Origin of the sequence: Streptomyces sp. FH025, assembly GCF_017427025.1 — a bacterium.
GTDB lineage: Bacteria > Actinomycetota > Actinomycetes > Streptomycetales > Streptomycetaceae > Kitasatospora.
The window spans coordinates 1-1144 of record NZ_JAFLNG010001203.1; the positions used below are offsets into that span (position 1 = coordinate 1).

A 1144-nucleotide genomic window follows, 5' to 3' on the forward strand; every position below is an offset into this window, starting at 1 on the left:
CCTTTGGCGCACTCCACTGCGCGCCGTGAGCGGACGCGTGCCTAACGTGACACGCAGGCAGAACTGAATCCGCGGGTGAGACGCCGTGGTTTCCGGTCGTACGGCCGGAGGCCGCGGCGTTTCGGGCGGGTCCCTGCCGAGCCGTACGTACCGGCGCCGCCGGTGCGTACCGCGTGTCCGCAGCAGTCTCCGCAGCCGCCCGTCCGGCGGCCGTTCGCAGCAGTGCGTTCGCAGCAGTGAAGGAAGTCAGCAGGATGACCACCGTCAACACCGGGGCGACGGAAGCCGCCGACGAACCGACCGGGCGGCACGCGCCCGTCGCCGACCGCTCCGGCGGGCCCGTCCGCCCCTCGCGGGCCGCGCGGGTCCGCCGGGGGATAGGCATGGCGGCCGTGGTCGCGGTCGGTGCCGGGGTGATCGGCCTCGGCACCGGTGTGAGTCCCGCGGCCGCCGAGCGGGCTCCGGCGCATGCCGGGTGGGACGGCTCCCGGTACTGGTACAAGAACAGCCAGGGGCAGTGGCGCTGGACCACGCACTACGACGTGTACGTGGCGCGCACCGGGGACCACTCCGCAGGGCCGGGGTCCAGTTCCTCCCACGGCTCGGCCAATGGCGGGGTCGCGGTGGACCGCAACGTCGAGACCGCCGTGCAGTACGCGCTCGCCCAGGTGGGCAAGCCCTTCCGGACGGCCGGCAACGGGCCGGACGGGTACGACTGCTCGGGCCTGGTGCAGCAGTCCTTCCGGCGCGGCGGCATCAAGTTGCCGCGGATCGCCAACGACCAGTACGCGGCCACCACGCCGATCAGCGCGCGCGAGCTGCGCCGCGGCGACCTGCTGTTCTGGTCGCCGAACGGCACCAAGCGCGGCATCCAGCACGTGGCGATCTACCTGGGTGACAACCGGTACGTCGAGGCCGCTCACCCCGGGACGCGGGTCCGGATCTCCAGGATCAGCAGCGGCTACTACCCGGCGTACATGGGGCGGCCGTAGCGCGTCGGTGCGGGGCGCCCGGGCCGACGGGGTCGGGCGCCCGCTTCGTGTGCTGTCGGCCGAGGGCGGGTTCGGCCGGTTCAGCCGGTGCGGCCGGCTCGGAGATCGGCCGGAGGTCGGCGGGCCGGGGCTCAGAGGTCGGCCGGGCGGGG

1 protein-coding gene is annotated in these 1144 nt (G+C 74.2%); it reads left to right on the plus strand.

Annotated features, from left to right (window positions below; all coding sequences use genetic code 11):
- Positions 1-254: 254 nt before the first annotated feature.
- Positions 255-992 carry a C40 family peptidase gene (locus tag J0670_RS38425; protein ID WP_207817402.1) on the plus strand — a complete coding sequence of 246 codons (738 nt, stop codon included), beginning with the start codon at positions 255-257 and terminating at the stop codon, positions 990-992.
- The last annotated feature ends 152 nt before the right edge of the window (positions 993-1144 follow it).

Bases quoted from the DNA above. Each gene is read 5' to 3' on its own strand.
- J0670_RS38425 (WP_207817402.1), top strand. From the start codon at position 255: ATGACCACCGTCAACACCGGGGCGACGGAAGCCGCCGACGAACCGACC.